We start from the raw sequence: 16363 nt of genomic DNA on the forward strand, positions 1-16363 counted from the left end.
ATGTCAAATATCGAACAGGATCGCTGGTCTCGGGTCAAAGGTCGGCTGCGCTCGAGCGTTGGAGAGGACGTCTACTCCAGCTGGTTCGCGCGGATGGATCTTGAAAGCGTGCACGACGAAAGCGTGCACCTGTCGGTGCCGACGCGGTTTCTCAAGAGCTGGATCCAGGCGCATTATGCCGAGCGCGTGCTGAGCTGCTGGCAGGCGGAGATGCCGCAGGTGCATCGTGTCGACGTCACCGTGCGCACGGCAATGCGCGTGGCAACGCCGGCGAAAGAAGCTCCCGCGCCGATCGAGCCGCGCCGCAGCGAGGGCCGCGACGGCCGCGCTCCGGAACTGCGCAACACCGCGATCGCGCCGGTGTCGGCCAGCCATGAAGCGCTCGGCGGCTCGCCGCTCGATCCGCGCCTGACCTTCGGCAGCTTCGTGATCGGCCGCTCCAACACGCTGGCCCATGCCGCCGCCCGCCAGGTCGCGGAAGGCCGCCGCGGCGACAGCGTGATGTTCAATCCGCTCTACATCCATGCCGGCGTCGGTCTCGGCAAAACCCATCTGCTGCAGGCGGTGACCTGGGCCGGCAATTCCGGCACCGAGCGCAAGGTGCTGTATCTGACCGCCGAGAAGTTCATGTACGGCTTCGTCGCTGCGCTGAAGACGCAGACCGCGCTGGCCTTCAAGGAAGCGCTGCGCGGCATCGACGTGCTGGTGATCGACGACCTGCAGTTCCTGCAGGGCAAGACCACCCAGGCGGAGTTCTGCCACACGCTCAACGCGCTGATCGACGCCGGCCGCCAGGTGGTGATCGCCGCCGACCGTCCGCCGTCGGATCTCGAAAGCCTCGACGAGCGGGTGCGCTCCCGCCTTGCCGGCGGCCTGGTGGTCGAAATGGGCTCGCTTGGCGAAGACCTGCGCCTCGGCATCCTGAAGTCGCGCGTCGCAGCAGCCCGCGCCCACCACGCCACCTTCGACGTGCCGGCGCCGGTGCTGGACTATCTCGCGCGCACCATCACTCATAACGGCCGCGACCTCGAAGGCGCGGTCAACCGGCTGCTCGCCCACAGCAAGCTCAACGCCACGCCGGTGACGCTGGAAATGGCCGAGCGCGAGGTCCGCGATCTGGTCCGGCCGCAGGAGCCAAAGCGCATCAAGATCGAGGACATCCAGCGCGTCGTCGCCCGCCAGTACAATGTCAGCCGTTCCGACCTGCTGTCGTCGCGCCGCACCGCCAATGTGGTGCGCCCGCGCCAGGTGGCGATGTATCTGGCCAAGACCCTGACGCTGCGCTCGCTGCCGGAAATCGGCCGCAGGTTCGGCGGCCGCGACCACACGACCGTGCTGCATGCCGTGCGAAAAATCGAGGCGCTGGTCGGCAAGGACGTCGCTTTGCAGGACGAGGTGGAATCGCTGAAGCGGCAGTTGCAGGAATAATCTGAAACGCAGGCCGTAGTGTCCCCTCCCCCTCGTGGGGGAGGGTCAGGGAGAGGGGAGCCAAGAGCGCCGTCGCGTGTGGCCCCCTCTCCCAGCGCTACGCGCTACGCGCCACCCTCCCCCACGAGGGGGAGGGGAGCCATCAACGCCGGCGCATGTATCGTTCTTTACTCCCCAAAACGTGGGGAGTGCGACCGCCTCTCCCCTTGCACTTCGCCTGCAATCACGCCACCTTGCGGACCCCCGCGGGTTTGCGCAAAATCCGTTTGAGCCAGCTTGCGGGCGTCAATCACCGCGGCGCCTGTTCGGGCTGCCCGGCTTCCATCCCACGATGTCGAACTGGATCGGGCGAGTTTGCTATGAAGGTCACCGTCGAACGCGCGCAATTGCTGAAATCGCTGAGCCACGTGCATCGCGTGGTCGAGCGCCGCAACACGATCCCGATTCTCGGCAACGTGCTGATCCGCGCCGAGAACGCCAAACTGTCGCTGAAGGCCACTGACCTCGACCTCGAAGTCACAGAGACCCTGGCCGCCGAGGTCGGAACCGCCGGCTCCACCACGGTGCCGGCGCACATGTTCTACGACATCGTGCGCAAGCTGCCCGACGGCTCGCAGATCGTGCTGGAAGCCGACGGCGACCGCTCCGTGATGGCAATCCGCGCCGGCCGCTCGCGCTTCACGTTGCAGACGCTGCCGGAGAACGATTTCCCCGACCTCGCCGCTGGCGAGATGACGCATTCCTTCAGCCTGCCCGCCGCCGGCGTGAAGCGGCTGATCGACCGCACCCAGTTCGCCATCTCCACCGAGGAGACGCGCTATTATCTCAACGGCATCTATCTGCACGCCGCCGGCACCGCCGCCGCGGCCACTCTGCGCGCCGTAGCCACCGACGGCCACCGCCTCGCACAGGTCGACCTGCCGCTGCCGGCCGGTGCTGCCGGCATGCCCGGCGTAATCGTGCCGCGCAAGACCGTCGGCGAAGTGCAGCGCCTGATCGAGGACGCCGAGGCCGAAGTCGGCATCGAACTGTCGCAGGGCAAGATCCGCTTCACGCTCGGCAATGTGGTGCTGACCTCGAAGCTGATCGACGGCACGTTTCCGGACTATGGCCGCGTGATCCCGCAGAACAACGACAAGGAACTGATCGTCGACAAGAAGGATTTCGAGGCCGCGGTGGACCGCGTCTCGACCATTTCCAGCGAGCGCGGCCGCGCGGTGAAGCTGGCGCTGTCCGCCGGCAAGCTGGTGCTGTCGGTGACCAATCCGGATTCGGGCAGCGCCACCGAAGAACTCGAGGTCGAGTACGCCTCCGACGCCCTCGATATCGGCTTCAACTCGCGCTACCTGCTCGACATCGCCGCCCAGATCGAAGGCGACGTGGCGGTGCTGCGCCTCGCCGATCCCGGCTCGCCGACCCTGGTGCAGGACAAGGATTCCAAAGGCGCGCTCTACGTGCTGATGCCCATGCGGGTGTGATCGCTCTGATTTTGCTTTCTTCCTTCCCTCTCCCCCAGCAAAGCGAAGCTTTGCGCCGCGGGAGAGGGTGCCTGAGCGAAGCGAAGGCGGGAGAGGGAGGGCCGCGAACTCCGAAGAGCCCCCTCTCCCGTCTCGAACACGCTCCGCGCGTTCGAGCCACCCTCTCCCGCCAGCCGCAGCTTCGCTGCGCCCGGGGAGAGGGGACAAGCGCGGCAGCTGTCGTGGACCTATATGTCTCATTGCCCATGACCGTCTCCCGCATCCATCGCCTGACGCTGACCCACTTCCGCAATTATCGGTCGGCGGCGCTGCAGATCCGTGGCGACATGGTGGTGCTGGTCGGCCCCAATGGCGCCGGCAAGACCAATTGCCTCGAAGCGATCTCGTTTCTGTCGCCCGGCCGCGGCTTGCGCCGCGCCACCCTCGAGGACGTCGCCGACGTCCAGGGCGACGGCTCCTGGGCTGTCTCGGCGGAGGTCGAAGGCGAGGTCGGCCTCGCAACGCTGGGCACCGGCATCGATCCGCCCAGCGAGGGCAGCTCGACCAGCCGGCGCTGCCGCATCGACCGCGAGCCGGTCAGTTCGGCCACAGCATTCGGCGACCATCTGCGCATGGTGTGGCTGACGCCGGCGATGGACCAGCTGTTCATGGGCGCGGCGTCGGAACGACGGCGGTTCTTCGACCGGCTGGTGCTGGCCATCGACAAGGATCATTCCGGCCGGGTGTCGGCGCTGGAGCGCAGCCTGCGGTCGCGCAACCGGTTGCTGGAAGAACGCAACACCAACAGCCACTGGCTCGACGCCATCGAGCGCGAGACCGCGGAGCTGGCGGTGGCCGTCGCCGCCATGCGCGGCCAGACGGTGACGCGGCTCGCGGCCATGCTGCGCGCGCGCTTCGAGACCTCGGTGTTTCCGTCGGCGATGATCATGCTCGACGGCTGGATGGAGAACGCGCTGGTCAGCGAGCCGGCCACCGCGGTGGAGGATCGCTACCGGCAGATTCTTCGCGACGGACGGCAACGTGATGCGGCGGCCGGCCGCACGCTCGACGGCCCGCATCTCACCGATCTGCAGGTCATCTACGCGCCGAAAAACATGCCGGCGCGCGACGCCTCCACCGGCGAGCAGAAGGCGCTGCTGATCGGGCTGATCCTGACCCATGCCACGCTGGTCGCCGAGATGACCGGCATGACCCCGCTGCTGCTGCTCGACGAAGTCGTGGCGCATCTCGATCCCGACCGCCGCCGCGCGCTGTTCGGCGAACTCACAAAACTCGGCGCCCAGGTCTGGATGACCGGTGCCGATCCCGCCGCCTTCGCCGATATCGGCACATCCGGCGAACTGTTCGATGTCGCGGACGGCCGGGTCAGCAAGCGTCCATCCCCGTAGCCTCACCTCATCGAAGGTGAGACTCTCACCCGGCCCTCGATCTTCGCCCGCCCACGAGGTGGTGCGGTCTCCGTGTTTTTACGGGAGCCAAATTTAACATGATGCTGAGACGGGCCATTCCATGCTCGCCGGAAGTAGGATCAGGCGCGGCCATCGCTGCGCGACCACATCATCGATGCCTCCGGCGACAAGACCGGAACGGTTGGATGGCATCCCTCGATTTATCGCGAGCCCCGCCGTGGAATCTCGCCAGCGCGCCTCAATGAGTCTCGATGTGATGTGTAAATTGTCGGCACCGGTGCAATGCGACAAGGCGTTGGCAATCATGGCGGGCGAAGTCGCAGTCAACCCGGCGCCTGTCCAGAGGGTCGTTGCGAGATGACTCAGACAAGCAACACGTCGACCGCCGAACCGTCGGCAACCCATGGCAAAACACCCGTCCCGCAGGGCCGCTCTGCGGCAAACCTGACCGATGCCGGTGCCATCTCAGAAAAGGAGATGCGCCGAATCCGCGCCGCCCAGGTCAACAGCGTCGCGCGCCTGGTGCCCATGACCATGACCATCAACGTGCTCAACGCGGCACTGGTCCTGGTGGTGTTCTGGACCTCGGCGTCGCAGGTTTTCCTGACGATCTGGGCGGCGGTGATCCTGCTCGCTGCGGCGCTGGCGGTGCGCTCCTGGCACCGCACCCGCCGCAAGCCGCCCAAGGAGGCGTCCGCGCGAGCCGCCCGCAACATGGTGATACAGGCCTTCATGCTCAGCATGACCTGGGGGCTGCTGCCGCTGATGCTCTATCCGACGGCGGCCCCGCCCCATCAGCTGGTGATCGCCTGCCTGATGACCGGAATGATCTCCGGCGGGGCCTTCGCGCTCTCGACGGTGCCGAAGGCCGGGCTGGTCTATCTGTGGACCATGGTGCTGGCCTCGGCGGGATCGCTGGTGATCGCCGACCGCGAGGCCGACCTGGTCACTGCGCTATTCCTGCTGTTCTACGGCGCGTTCCTGTCGCGCAATCTGGCCTCGCAGGGCGATTTGTTCCTGCAGAACCTGCGCGCCCAGTTGCAGCTCGAACGCCAGACCGAGATCATTTCGCTGTTGCTGCAGGAATTCCAGGAGAATGCCAGCGACTGGCTGTGGCAGACCGACGCCGATGGCCGGCTGATCCATGTGCCGGAGCGCTTCGCACAAGCCGCGCAGATGCCGCCGAACCTGCTGCATGGCGCAAGCCTCGCAGAAGCGCTGACCATGCTTTGCGTCGGCGACAAGTCGACGATCGCCACCGTCACGACGCACATGGCCAGGGGTGAGCCGATGCACGATATCGTGCTGCACGTGGTGGCCGGTGGAGAGCCGCGACTATGGTCGCTGACGGCAAAGCCGGCGCACGACCACGACGGCGTGTTCGTCGGCTATCGCGGCGTCGGCCGCGACGTCACCGAGCGCTGGCGCGCCAAGCAGGCCGAGGCGGAAAGCCAGGCCAAATCCCGCTTTCTGGCGATGATGAGCCACGAGATCCGCACACCGATGAACGGCGTGCTCGGCCTGGCCAGCGCGCTGATGGAAACCAACCTGGATCCCGATCAGCGCCACGCCGTCGCCACCATCCGCGAATCCGGCGACAACCTGCTGCATATCCTCAACGACATTCTCGATCTCTCGAAGCTCGAAGCCGGCCAGCTCGAGCTCGATCCCGCCGATTTTGACCCTGTGGCGCTGCTCGATGCCGTGAGTTCGATTGTCTCGCCCAGCGCCAAGGCCAAGGGCCTCGATCTGCGCACCACCATCGACGCCGATCTCCCGCCCGCGCTATGCGGCGACGCCGGCCGGATCCGCCAGGTGCTGCTCAACCTGGTGTCCAATGCCGTCAAGTTCACCGAGCAGGGCAGCATCGCGATCACGGTCACCTGCACGTCGCGCGACGACACACAGGCACAGGTGGAGTGGCTTGTCAGCGATACCGGTCCGGGAATTGCGCCCGACCGTATCGACCGGCTGTTCACCGACTACGCGCAGGCGGACGTCTCCATCAACCGGCGGTTCGGCGGCACCGGCCTCGGCCTGGCGATCAGCCGGCGCATCGTCGAACAGATGGGTGGCGAGATCGACGTCAGTTCCGTCTACGGCGAAGGCGCCACGTTCCGGTTCAGCCTGCCGCTGCCGTGGAGCAATGCCACCGTCTCCGACCAGCGCCACGATCGCCTCGAAGCCGACGATCTGCAGACCCGGCTGGCCATGCTCGGCCATCCGCTGCGCGTCCTGATCGCCGAGGACAATCTCACCAATCAGATGGTGGTGAGGAAGATGCTGCAGGAATTCGCGGCGGAAACCACCATCGCCGCGGACGGCATCCAGGCCACCGTCGCGCTCGACGATACCGACTTCGACATGGTCTTCATGGACGTGCGGATGCCGAACATGGACGGCCTCGCCGCGACCCGGGCGATCCGTGCCCGCGGCGGCAAATACGCCACGCTGCCGATCATCGCGCTGACCGCCAATGCCTACGCCGACGACATGAAGATGTGCCGCGACGCCGGCATGACCGATTTTCTCGCCAAGCCGCTGCGCAAGCCGGCACTGATTGCCGCGGTGCTGCGGGCATTGCGCCGGACGCCGGTGGTGCGCGCGACGCCGCTGGCACCCGCCCCCGACGTTGCCGTCGTCGATCACACCCTGCTGGCGCAGATTGGCGAGGAGATCGGCGAGCACGGCCTGATGGAGACGCTGACGATCTTCTTCCGCGACGCCGATCGCCGGATCGGACTGTTTCGCTGCCTGGTCGATGACCCCGATCCCGAACTGCTGGAGATGGAAGCCCATTCGCTGAAGGGCGCCGCCTCGACCTTCGGCCTGACCGAAATTGCGCAGATCGCCCGCACAATCGAGCAACAGGCGCCCGACATCGCACCCGACGTCCTCCGCCCGCTGCTCGATCGGCTGGAGCAGGCCCTGCGCAGGGCGGGCGACGCCCTCGACGCGGCGTCCTGAGCGCCGCGCGGGGCTTGCAGGCGGGCTTTGCCACGGCACTCTTGATCGGGCTGATCCTGACCCACGCCACCTTGTCGCCGAAATGACCGGCATTACACCTTTGCTGCTGCTCGATGAGGTGGTCGCACATCTCGATCCCGACCGGCGCCGATCCCGCGGCCTTCGCCGATCTCGGCAGCGCCGGTGAGATTTTGACGTCGCGGCCGCGACGGATCACGTCACGAGGCTAGTCTGGTTGGAAAATTTGAGAATAGATCCATCCATAGTCGAGAAGATCGCCGCTGGTTTTGCCCTGCACGGTACGGCGCCAGAGGCCACATCCCGGCTCGCCGGGCGGAATGATGAAAATGATATTGTCCGGCCGCTCGAAGCAGCCAACCATGAGCGGAAAGCCAAGATATCCCGGCGCCTCATAGCCGGCGACGCGTCCTAGCACTTCGACGCCGGTTTCTGACCGGACCTGCACCTCGGTTGCGTTGTAGTAGCTAACGGGTCCAGGAAAACTAGTCGTCAGAAAGACCGGCTGGAAATCAACTGCCGGCTCTTTCACCAAGCGGCGTATCGACTCCCGCACGATGAAGACGCCAATCCGAGGTACTGCCGCCGGCTCCACGACCGGGCACAGCCCCTTGTCCCGCAGGGCGAACAAGCCCGGCGTCCACCACTCCGTGACAGCTCTCCTGTCGGGACCGGGCGGACAAATGCCTGGCGCAGCGCGAGTCACCGTGTAACGAACCGCTGGATATGGCGGCTTGAGATTGGCGTCCGCCAGAAAGTCCCGCGTACGAACACCAATCACTTCACGAATAGCGCCGCTTTCCAGCCCATCAAGGCAGAATTGCTCGCACGGAAAGTTAACCAGAACCAACGACGACGGCGGCGCAATTCGCCCGGTAAAACGAGGGCCAATGGCCAGCTGCTGGGCGTAGTGAACCCTGCGATAGGTGAACCCGTATCGACAACGACGGCCGCCAACACCGCAAGGCTGCTGACAATCAAAGCCCTGCGAAGCTTTGGTACTTTAAGGACGGCCGAGACAAAGGTGAAGCCGACGGCATAGGTCAGGATCGACAACAAGATCGGATTCAGCACATACAGCGCCACGCCTGTCAGCTGAACGATATGTTCCATCGGGTCCGTGTCCCTGGCTGTCCTGTATCTTGCCTCCTGCAAACTATCCCTGAACGCTGAACGTTCTGTTTCTCAATCCAGACGGCTCTCGCACCATCAAGGAGCGGCGAGGATGCCGCGGGAACGGCTTTCGAGCGCGCTTTGCCGCGGCGCCCGAATCGGCCTTTTCACGCCTTGAAAAACCGTCAAAAACGCCCATCTAATCAAGAGCTTGTGCGGGCCGACTTTGCGCTAGGCGCATGGCTTGATTCATGGCACAAATAACCTATTCAGCAGCCGGTTTTCCGCGCTGATTCGATACATCCTCGAAGGCCTCTCATGACTGAACCTGCCCGGCTCCCGGCCGACAATCCCGAGATCGTCGCCCCGATCGAATATGGTGCGGAATCGATCCGGGTACTGAAGGGCTTGGACGCCGTGCGCAAACGGCCCGGCATGTATATCGGCGACACCGACGACGGTTCCGGCCTGCATCACATGGTCTACGAGGTCGTCGATAACGCCATCGACGAGGCGCTGGCGGGTCATGCCACCGCGGTGGAAGTCGTGCTCAATGCCGACGGCTCGGTGACGGTGCGCGACGACGGCCGCGGCATTCCCGTCGACATCCACAAGGGCGAAGGCATCTCGGCCGCCGAGGTCATCATGACCCAGCTGCATGCCGGCGGAAAATTCGACCAGAATTCCTACAAGGTGTCCGGCGGTCTGCACGGCGTCGGCGTCTCCGTGGTCAACGCGCTGTCCAGCAAGCTGATCCTGCGCGTCTGGCGCAACGGCAAGGAACACTTCATCGAATTCGCCCATGGCGACGCGGTGGCGCCGCTGATCGAGGTCGGCGATGCCAATGGCAAGCGCGGCACCGAGGTGACGTTCTATGCCTCCGCCGAAACCTTCACGACGCTGGATTTTGACTTCGCCACGCTGGAGCACCGGCTGCGCGAGCTCGCCTTCCTGAATTCCGGCGTCAACATCCTGCTGTCCGACCTGCGCCATCCGGTCGAGCGGCATGAGAAGATGATGTACGAGGGCGGCGTCATCGAGTTCGTCAAATATCTCGACCGCAACAAGAAGCCCGTGGTGCCCTCCCCGATCTTCGTCTCCGCCGACCTCAACGGCATCAATGTCGAGGCGGCGCTGTGGTGGAACGACAGCTATCATGAGAACGTGCTGTGCTTCACCAACAACATCCCGCAGCGCGACGGCGGCACGCATCTGGCGGGCTTTCGCGGCGCGCTGACGCGGCAGGTCAACGGCTATGCCGAAGTGGTGGCGAAGAAGGAAAAGATCGCGCTGACCGGCGACGATTGTCGCGAAGGCCTCACCGCCGTTCTCTCGGTCAAGGTGCCCGATCCGAAATTCTCGTCGCAGACCAAGGACAAGCTGGTATCCTCGGAAGTGCGGCCTGTTGTCGAAAACGTGCTCAACGAAGCGCTGGCCGCCTGGTTCGAGGAACATCCGGCGGAAGCCAAGATCATCGTCAACAAGGTGATCGAGGCGGGTGCGGCCCGCGAAGCCGCGCGCAAGGCGCGCGAGCTGACGCGACGCAAGGGCGCGCTGGACATCGCCTCCCTGCCCGGCAAGCTCGCCGACTGCCAGGAGCGCGATCCCGCCAAGTCTGAACTGTTCATCGTCGAGGGAGACTCCGCAGGCGGCTCCGCCAAGCAGGGCCGAAATCGCGAATTCCAGGCTGTTCTGCCGCTGCGCGGCAAGATTCTCAACGTCGAGCGCGCGCGCTTCGACAAGATGCTGGGCTCCGAGCAGATCGGCACGCTGATCACGGCCCTCGGTACCGGCATCGGCCGCGACGATTTCGATCTGTCAAAACTGCGCTATCACAAGATCATCGTGATGACCGACGCCGACGTCGACGGCGCGCATATCCGGACGCTGCTGCTGACCTTCTTCTTCCGGCAGATGCCGACGCTGATCGAAGGCGGCTTCCTCTATATCGCGCAGCCACCGCTCTACAAGGTGACCCGCGGCAAGTCCGAGCAGTACCTCAAGGACGAGCGCGCGCTGGAAGACTACCTGATCGCCACCGGCCTCGACGATTGCGTGTTCAAGCTGTCGTCCGGCGAGGACCGCGGCGGTCGCGACCTGCTGGCGCTCGTGGAAGATGCTCGCATCATCCGCGGCACGCTGCATAACCTGCACACCCGCTATAACCGCAGTGTGGTGGAGCAGGCGGCGATTGCCGGCGTGCTCAATCCGCAGGTGACCTCCGACCTCGCCACCGCCAACGAAGCCGCCGCCTATATCGCACGGCGCCTCGATGCGCTGGCCGACGAAGTCGAACGCGGCTGGGTCGGTGCCTTCACCGAGGGCGCAGGCTTCACCTTCGAGCGCACCATTCGCGGCGTCAAGGAAGTGGCTGTGATCGACGACGCGCTGCTCGGCTCCGCCGACGCGCGAAAACTCGACGAGTATGCCGCCACGCTGCAGGACGCCTATCCGAAGCCGGGCGTGCTGCGCCGCAAGGATGTGGAAAGCCCGATCCACGGCCCGGTCACCCTGTTCGAGGCCGTCACCGATGCAGGCCGCAAGGGCGTCGCCCTGCAGCGCTATAAAGGCCTCGGTGAGATGAACCCGGGCCAGCTCTGGGAAACCACCCTGGACACCAACGAGCGTTCGCTGCTGCAGGTAAAGATCAAGGAAGTCGACGAGGCCGACGACATCTTCACCAAGCTGATGGGCGATGTGGTCGAACCGCGCCGCGACTTCATCCAGGAAAACTCGCTCAGCGCCAACGTCGACGTCTGACGGCGCTTCGGCCTGTTGGGGAACGCAGAAGCTTGCCCCGGGGAGCCAATAGCCTGACTCAGGTTACGCACAACCTAGACTCAAATATTTTCATCTTTTGGTTGTGGCAACCTAAGAAAACCGTCCGCAGTCGCGAACCCGGCCGAAGTGTTGCCTTGCGGTACTGAACCGACTCGCATCAAAGGCGCTCTCTCTGACAGAGGACATTGATGGTCCAGCGTGAGGCGTTTAGGCAAGCCGAGCGTCCAGCGCGTGGTCCTCATCCTCGAAACCGTCGCGCGGACGCTTGAGCGCCTTGGCCACACGACCGCTGACGCAAAGAACGGTGTCGATCTGGTCGTCGACGGTGAGAAGCTGCGGCTCCTGTTTCATGAAACCAAGGACAAGTCGGAGCACCACCCCACGGCAGGCGAACTTGCCGAGAAGGCGACGTGGGACGCTAACCGGTTGATCTCACCGACTCTGTACAATTCCGACCGGAAGCATTGGCGGTCCTGGGATCACTTCCCGTCCGGGCGCATCTCGTTAACGCTGGTCTCACCATCTTGGACGAGTTGGTCAACCGACCGCATCCTGGGCCGGTGGCACGATCGCAAGGCCGCCGCACTAGAGCAGCAGCTTAACGAGGTGGTCGTCGCCATGTACGCTGGCGTCGCCCTGCTCAAGCACAACCGCGCCAAGCTCGAGGAGCGCCAGCGCCTTCATCAGGAGGAGATGGAACGCCGGGAGCGGGAGCGCGCCCGCCAGGATCGCATCGCCAAGCGCGAGGCCTTCGTCCGTCAGAAGGCAAAGGAGCACGCCGAGCTTGTCGAGCTTCGTAGCTTTAGCCGGCATCTCGACGGCGAGACGGCCGGACCCGATATGCGGAACGCTGCCGCGATCGCCGCCGTCACCCGAGACATGATCGACCGTCTCGAGAATTGCCTGTCGGGCTTGGCGCTTGATGAGGAGATCAAACGGCTAAAACTCTACGCCGATGGCGACCTGGCGCAGGAGAACTGCCCAAGTGGCTCCTATCTCGACGTCGCAATCGCCATCGATCACAGCGCCATTGCGACCAGCAAGTCGCCATCAACCTGTCCCAGGTGGCCCCGCTGGCCTGACGGGCTCAACGGCTTTCTGGTAGACCAAGAAGCCGGACCATCGGGCCGCGACCCGCTGCGAGACCAGTCGGCCAGGATCCCGCACTGAAAAACGTGCCAATCGGCCGTCGCTGGCAGCCCATCTTCGCGGTGAGCGAAGGCCCGACTTAACCTTCTACAGGCAAAGGTCGCCGAACAGCACAAGCTAAGATCGGCTTGCTCGGCCGCCGCTTAAAATCGCTTTATCTTATGGGTCACGGATCGCGCGGTATTATCAACTTATGGGTTAGGGCGATCCATCTATGGGATGCGGTGAACTGATCATTGTACAATTCTGGCTGTCAGTGCCAAGTTACGGGACGCGATACACGCTTGTTGCGCTACCCATAAGATAGCGACGCATAAGATGATCCAAAACGGCCCGTTGGCTAAGTGAGGTAGGCTCCTCGCAGGGCTCGCTGGATGCGACTTGAGAAAGATTTAGTGGCTGTCTGGGCTAAACGGTCTTAGATATCGACTGTCTCTGGCTGCCAAGACATTAAAAAACACAACCAAGAGATATTGAACGCCCAAATCCAACGCACTATCGATATGCGTAGACGTACAATCAAAGACTGCGGTATTTGACTTGACTTTCAACTCCCGTCACGGCTGCCAACACAACGAGTTCAAATCTTCTGCCCGTCGTTGATTTTGGAAGCCGTCTAAAAATACCAGACTCCGTTGACGCCATCGAAGTGCCTCCTCGTCGACTTTCTATCGAACAACTAATCGAATCCGCCGACGTCAGCGTGCGGCTCCACAACTGCTTTCCAAATAATCGGGAGGTTTTCGAACAATTTTCAGTCTCGGATGTTCTCGCCAACCGGCGATCTATTCTTTTCGACTATCGTAAGATGTTCAAGCCTTGGGAAAAAGACGGCGATCGAAATCCTTGAACTCGTCGACCTTTATCACCGAGATCCTTGGGAGATCGTCGGGCACCTACAAAGCGATGACGATCTAGTCAAAGGAATTTCCGTCCCTGAAACGCCGATTTTGACGGGCGCCGAACAATATTTGCAGAGTGAAAAGATAATTGACATCCTGTTGAAACTGGATATTTCCACGCGCTTATCAAACGTTGTAAAATCGGGGGAATTCGACGCTACGACTATTGCGGACTTCATCGCCGATCCGGGTGAATTAAATTCGAAATTCATGTCTGCATCGAACTCCGGTCGCAAGACGGCAGGAGAGGCTATGGCACTCCTCTCTCATCATGTGGAGATGTCGCGCAAAAGCGCCGAGTCAGTAGTTGGCGGAGAAGAAGGCGCAGACGATATCCAACCGATCGGTTTGCCGCACGACGGCATTGATGATGCGTCGCCACCACGCTTTCGTATACAAAAATTGCTCGCAGCCCTGCAACCAAAAGAGTTGCAGGTCTTGACCGAGCGCTATGGTCTTGACGGTCGTCCGCCTCGCACTCTCAATGACATTGAGCAACGTGTCCATGTCACCCGCGAACGCGTCCGACAAGTCGAAGCAAAGGCAATCAGAAGACTACAGAAAACCCAAAGAGGTCGGACTGCATTTGAGGCGTTGATCGAGACTGAAAATGAATCGACTTGGTGTGCGCTCTGCGATGCTTCGCTCTACTTGGCGGAATCCCAGCTGGCAGAGAAGGCTCGCGGTTTAGATCCAATTTTCCTTTTGGCGATCGATGTCGTGCATGAGGACGTACGGACGTGGATTTCGACCATCGCCCATCAATCCGACGCGGGCTGGTTTCGTAATTTGACCGACGCGACGCGCATGATGAAGTCTCAAACGGAAATCGAAGTCATCGCTAACAGCGTGGCTATTCGGCGACGGCCTCATCGGCTGGAAGCGAGCCGATGTCGAGAAGTTTATTGATGGCCTACGGGATTGCGTCCCAACCGGGTCCCAAAACGCGGGGCGGCGCCGCTGCCTGAAGCATGCCGTGTGGCGCGATGCGGATTGAAAACAGGGATCACAGCGACGGGATCGACCAGGTCAATGCAGTGATGGCCGCGATGCGCGGCGCACCCGATCCGGTCGAACTCGGACAGGACGACGCGGCGAGGACCCCTTCACCACTTGCGACATGATCTAGGCCGAACAGCGCGTAAGGTAGTCCCGGTCGTCTGAACAGATTCTCCGCGTCGAACTTGGCCAGACATTCAGAAGACAGCGCTAAGCAAAGGCGTCGTCGCTGGTCCTTCGAACCCCGATGCCAGAGATCCGGCGACATGACATGCCAGCGTCTCTGCAGTAATCGCCCAGAATTAGAGACATTGGCCGCTTCTGGCGCAAAGCGGACCAGGTCGATCTGCTTCATACGCGTCGATGAGAGGGGGCAGGAACGCGTCTAGGCAGTATGCGGGGTCTTCGAGATTTCGTGGTTCGCGGTCTCGATCCACACGTGCGCAATTCAAAGATCTTCTCCGGCATATCCTTGAATGATGTCCGGGAAGTCGGTGTTCACGTTGATCGCCAGGGCAACGACGGAAACCGGTGGCACCAGCCTTGGTTTGCGGCCGACGTCCCGTTGTCATTGCCGTATTCGCGGACCTGCAGCGATGTTGCTGCGCGAGGCGTCCAGGATCGTCGAGCAACGGCAGTTTTCGCGCAAGTATTTCCTTTATGCGCCCCCGCGAGCGCGCGGCGAACCGGAAAAATCTGATATGTGAGATTTCAGCATTGTACTTCGCGATTCTGCCGATATCATAAGGCAGTCGTCAGACGGCGCCTGTTGCCAGGAGGCGCTGTCTTCGGTTGTAACGCAGAGATCGGCCGGTCAGCTTTTGCCGCAGGTTGGCAGCAGGGCTGCCACGTCATTGACCAGCAATGGCATCGTTTCTGTGGCCGAACGGCGGCCGGTGACGAGTCCTTCCGTGTGCCCCTTGATCACTTCAATGATCTTGAGCGAGTTGTCGCCGGGGAACGAGACCCACTCGGTCAGCACCGGCAGTTGCGCGATGCTGGTCAGATGGTTGGGGCTGGTCTTGTAGAAATTCCCCAACAGTTCGGGCTCCGTCACCGCGAGTTTGCTGCCGGGCATATAGCCGGTCAGCTTCACCATCTGGGTCTGGCCGACGGCGCCGGTTACGAACTTCACATATTCCCAGGCCGCCTGCTGGCGGGCAGCATCGGTGGCGAACACCATGGCCATGTTGCCGCCGGCCGGAAGCAGGCCGTTCGAAGCCGCCAGCGGGAACGGCACGGTCCTGAACTTGAACCGGCCGGCGATCTGGCGCTCGGCGGCCGCGACGTAGGACGTGGAGTCCGCGACAATGGCGACGTTGCCTGAGACAAAGGACTGCCGGGCCTGGCCGAGCGACAGGTTCGGCATGCCGGACTTGCCGAACGCTTCGAGCGTCTGCAGGGCGAACTTGCCGGCGTCGTCATTGAAACCGATGCCGCAGCCATCGGGCTTCAGCATGCGGCCGCCTTTGCTGGTGACCAGCGACTGCACCAGCCAGTTGCCGGTCTGCTCCCACTGAAAGTAGAAGCCGGTATGGCCCGGGCCTGCCGCGGCTTCCGCCTTCTTGCCGAACGCGATCAGCTCCGGCCAGGTCCGCGGCAGCGTCTCGACGGTGCCGCCGGCTTTTTCCACGAGATCGGCGTTGACGTAGAGCACGGGCGTCGAGACGGAGAATGGCAATCCGTAAGTCTTTGCTTTCCATTTTCCGAGTTCGGCGAGGGTCGCGTAGTAGCCGAGCTTGTCGATGCCGCCGTCCTTGGCGATGAAGCCGTCGAGCGGCGCGCCGATGCCGCGATCGGCGAACAGCCCGATCTGGTTGATGCCGTTGAAAGCGACGTCGGGCAGTCGGCCGGTGAGCTGATCGCGCAGGATCTGCTGCGCTGCTTCTTCATAGCCGCCCGCCGGATTGCGAAACTTGATCTTGATGTCGGGGTGCTGCTCGGTGAACCGCTTGGCCAGATCCTGCTGCAGCAAATTGAAGATGCCGGGCGTGGTGTAGAGCACGTCGAGCACGATCTCGGCCGAGGCCGGCGCGGTGAAGGTGATGGCGCCGATCGCGGTTGCGGCGAGGCGTCCGGCGTGGGCAGCGGATAGTTGGAACATCAGAATTCTCCGGTG

General features: G+C 63.0%; 12 protein-coding genes. 8 read left to right on the top strand and 4 right to left on the bottom strand.

The window, feature by feature from the left end; translation table 11 throughout:
• The 4 genes from dnaA to ONR75_RS00020 all read left to right on the top strand — a co-directional run bounded on the left by dnaA (window position 1) and on the right by ONR75_RS00020 (window position 7282).
• The gene (gene dnaA / locus ONR75_RS00005) at window positions 1-1428 is read left to right on the top strand and encodes a chromosomal replication initiator protein DnaA (RefSeq protein ID WP_265080837.1); all 1428 of its coding nucleotides are present in this window, start codon (window positions 1-3) and stop codon (window positions 1426-1428) included.
• Between the two features lie 359 nt (window positions 1429-1787).
• A complete protein-coding gene (gene dnaN / locus ONR75_RS00010) occupies window positions 1788-2906 on the top strand; it encodes a DNA polymerase III subunit beta (protein WP_265080838.1) in 1119 nt (372 codons plus the stop codon).
• Between the two features lie 245 nt (window positions 2907-3151).
• On the top strand, window positions 3152-4294 hold the full coding sequence (recF, locus tag ONR75_RS00015) for a DNA replication/repair protein RecF (RefSeq protein ID WP_265080839.1): 1143 nt from the start codon (window positions 3152-3154) through the stop codon (window positions 4292-4294).
• Between the two features lie 378 nt (window positions 4295-4672).
• The gene (locus ONR75_RS00020) at window positions 4673-7282 is read left to right on the top strand and encodes a PAS domain-containing sensor histidine kinase (RefSeq protein WP_265080840.1); all 2610 of its coding nucleotides are present in this window, start codon (window positions 4673-4675) and stop codon (window positions 7280-7282) included.
• Between the two features lie 226 nt (window positions 7283-7508).
• Here the strand turns inward: ONR75_RS00020 and ONR75_RS00030 are convergent, their stop codons facing one another.
• Complete coding sequence (locus ONR75_RS00030) at window positions 7509-7931, bottom strand: hypothetical protein (protein ID WP_265080841.1); 423 nt, start codon at window positions 7929-7931, stop codon at window positions 7509-7511.
• 146 nt (window positions 7932-8077) lie between these two features.
• Window positions 8078-8413 carry a hypothetical protein gene (locus ONR75_RS00035; RefSeq protein ID WP_265080842.1) on the bottom strand — a complete coding sequence of 112 codons (336 nt, stop codon included), beginning with the start codon at window positions 8411-8413 and terminating at the stop codon, window positions 8078-8080.
• Window positions 8414-8731: 318 nt separating this feature from the next.
• On the opposite strand from ONR75_RS00035, the gene gyrB reads away from it, so the two are divergent.
• The 3 genes from gyrB to ONR75_RS00050 all read left to right on the top strand — a co-directional run bounded on the left by gyrB (window position 8732) and on the right by ONR75_RS00050 (window position 14154).
• A complete protein-coding gene (gene gyrB, locus ONR75_RS00040; protein WP_265080843.1) occupies window positions 8732-11173 on the top strand; it encodes a DNA topoisomerase (ATP-hydrolyzing) subunit B in 2442 nt (813 codons plus the stop codon).
• A 252-nt stretch (window positions 11174-11425) separates the two neighbouring features.
• The gene (locus ONR75_RS00045; protein ID WP_265080844.1) at window positions 11426-12364 is read left to right on the top strand and encodes a hypothetical protein; all 939 of its coding nucleotides are present in this window, start codon (window positions 11426-11428) and stop codon (window positions 12362-12364) included.
• A 743-nt stretch (window positions 12365-13107) separates the two neighbouring features.
• Window positions 13108-14154 (top strand): sigma factor-like helix-turn-helix DNA-binding protein, encoded by a 1047-nt coding sequence (locus ONR75_RS00050; protein WP_265080845.1) that lies wholly within the window; start codon window positions 13108-13110, stop codon window positions 14152-14154.
• Window positions 14155-14251: 97 nt separating this feature from the next.
• Here ONR75_RS00050 and ONR75_RS00055 read toward each other — a convergent pair whose 3' ends face one another.
• Window positions 14252-14599, bottom strand: a complete 348-nt coding sequence (locus ONR75_RS00055) for a hypothetical protein (RefSeq protein WP_265080846.1) — start codon at window positions 14597-14599, stop codon at window positions 14252-14254.
• A gap of 121 nt (window positions 14600-14720) precedes the next feature.
• On the opposite strand from ONR75_RS00055, the gene ONR75_RS00060 reads away from it, so the two are divergent.
• Window positions 14721-14951: a hypothetical protein gene (locus ONR75_RS00060; protein WP_265080847.1), complete on the top strand. Its 231-nt coding sequence runs from the start codon at window positions 14721-14723 to the stop codon at window positions 14949-14951.
• A gap of 107 nt (window positions 14952-15058) precedes the next feature.
• Here the strand turns inward: ONR75_RS00060 and ONR75_RS00065 are convergent, their stop codons facing one another.
• Window positions 15059-16348 carry an ABC transporter substrate-binding protein gene (locus ONR75_RS00065; protein WP_265080848.1) on the bottom strand — a complete coding sequence of 430 codons (1290 nt, stop codon included), beginning with the start codon at window positions 16346-16348 and terminating at the stop codon, window positions 15059-15061.
• Window positions 16349-16363 lie beyond the last annotated feature (15 nt).

The sequence above is a fragment of the Rhodopseudomonas sp. P2A-2r genome (assembly GCF_026015985.1).
GTDB lineage: Bacteria > Pseudomonadota > Alphaproteobacteria > Rhizobiales > Xanthobacteraceae > Tardiphaga.

Excerpts from the sequence above, each read along its gene's own strand:
- dnaA (WP_265080837.1), top strand. The coding sequence starts at position 1 with ATGTCAAATATCGAACAGGATCGCTGGTCTCGGGTCAAAGGTCGGCTG.
- dnaN (WP_265080838.1), top strand. The coding sequence starts at position 1,788 with ATGAAGGTCACCGTCGAACGCGCGCAATTGCTGAAATCGCTGAGCCAC.
- recF (WP_265080839.1), top strand. The coding sequence starts at position 3,152 with ATGACCGTCTCCCGCATCCATCGCCTGACGCTGACCCACTTCCGCAAT.
- ONR75_RS00020 (WP_265080840.1), top strand. The coding sequence starts at position 4,673 with ATGACTCAGACAAGCAACACGTCGACCGCCGAACCGTCGGCAACCCAT.
- ONR75_RS00035 (WP_265080842.1), bottom strand. The coding sequence starts at position 8,413 with ATGGAACATATCGTTCAGCTGACAGGCGTGGCGCTGTATGTGCTGAAT.
- gyrB (WP_265080843.1), top strand. The coding sequence starts at position 8,732 with ATGACTGAACCTGCCCGGCTCCCGGCCGACAATCCCGAGATCGTCGCC.
- ONR75_RS00050 (WP_265080845.1), top strand. The coding sequence starts at position 13,108 with ATGTTCTCGCCAACCGGCGATCTATTCTTTTCGACTATCGTAAGATGT.
- ONR75_RS00055 (WP_265080846.1), bottom strand. The coding sequence starts at position 14,599 with ATGAAGCAGATCGACCTGGTCCGCTTTGCGCCAGAAGCGGCCAATGTC.
- ONR75_RS00060 (WP_265080847.1), top strand. The coding sequence starts at position 14,721 with ATGATGTCCGGGAAGTCGGTGTTCACGTTGATCGCCAGGGCAACGACG.
- ONR75_RS00065 (WP_265080848.1), bottom strand. The coding sequence starts at position 16,348 with ATGTTCCAACTATCCGCTGCCCACGCCGGACGCCTCGCCGCAACCGCG.